Origin of the sequence: Fretibacterium fastidiosum (genome assembly GCF_000210715.1) — a bacterium.
GTDB lineage: Bacteria > Synergistota > Synergistia > Synergistales > Aminobacteriaceae > Fretibacterium > Fretibacterium fastidiosum.
The window spans coordinates 1990555-1991694 of record NC_021038.1 but is presented as its reverse complement, the minus strand read 5'-3'; the positions used below and the strand labels follow the sequence as shown (position 1 = coordinate 1991694).

2 protein-coding genes are annotated in these 1140 nt (G+C 65.3%); both read right to left on the bottom strand.

The features are described from left to right. On the bottom strand, positions 1–436 hold a 436-nt coding region (locus SY1_RS12830; RefSeq protein WP_423868991.1), incomplete at its 3' end, for a transporter associated domain-containing protein. 17 nt (positions 437–453) lie between these two features. Next, positions 454–1096, bottom strand: a 643-nt coding sequence (locus SY1_RS12825) for a CNNM domain-containing protein (RefSeq protein ID WP_423868990.1), incomplete at its 3' end; no start/stop codon positions are given. Positions 1097–1140 lie beyond the last annotated feature (44 nt).

Sequence of the window (1140 nt, the reverse complement as noted above, 5' to 3'; positions counted from 1 at the left end):
GTCTCATGCTCAGGACCTTGATCCGGTGCTCACCGAGGTCCACGACCTTGATCCGCCAATCCCGATAGAGGAACTCGTCGCCCTCCCGCGGGAAGCCCCCCGACAGAAGGAGCACCAGCCCCCCAAGGCTCTCCGCGTCCTCGGACTCGAAGGGGCAGCTCAGCGCCTCGCTCAGGTCCTCGAGGCTGGTGCTGCCCTGGACGAGGTAGCTGCCGTCCTCCATCCTCTGGACGTCGGGGGCCTCCTGGTCGTACTCGTCCTGGATCTCCCCCACGATCTCCCCCAGGATGTCCTCCATGGTCACGAGGCCCGCCACGCCGCCGTACTCGTCCACGACGATGGCGATGTGAATGTGGTCCCGCCGCATGGCCTCCAGCAGCTCCGCCGTCCGGATCGTCTCCGGGACGAAGATGGGCCGGCGCAGCAGGCTCCGCACCTCGCAGTTCAGGTCCNCGTCCCGCAGGCACTTCAGCGTGTCCTTCACGTAGAGGATGCCGACGACGTTGTCCAGGTTCTCCTCGTAGACGGGGATGCGGGAGTGCCCGTGCTCGATGAAGAGGTTCACGGCCTCCTCCAGCGTGTCCTCCGCCTCCAGCGTCAGCATGTCTGTCCGGGGCACCATGATCTCGTGGACGCGGGTCTCGTCGAAGTCGATGATCCCGTCGATCATCCGGCGCTCCGAGGCCTCCAGGGCGCCGCTCTCCTCCCCGATCTTCACCACCTGCTCGATCTCGTCCCGCGTCACGAACACCTTCTTCGTCTCCAGGTTCAGGTGCAGCAGGAAACCGATGCAGTTCACGCACTTTCGCATCAGCCACGCGAAGGGCAGCAGGACGAAGGAGAGCAGGCGAAGGATCGGGGACGTGAACAGCAGGATGCCCTCGGAGTGGACCATCGCGGCGCTCTTCGGCAGGATCTCGCCGAAGATGACGATGAGCAGCGTCATGATGGGCACCACCCACACCAGGGCGCGAGGCCCGAACACGTGCAGCGCGATGCTGGAGGCCAGCGTGCTGGCGGCGATGTTCACGACGTTGTTGGAGATCAGGCAGACCGTAAGCGGCTGCTGCACGTCGTCGATGACCCACTGAAGCACGGAGCGCAGGAACGGCCGGTTCTCCTGCAGAAGGAGGAGACGGC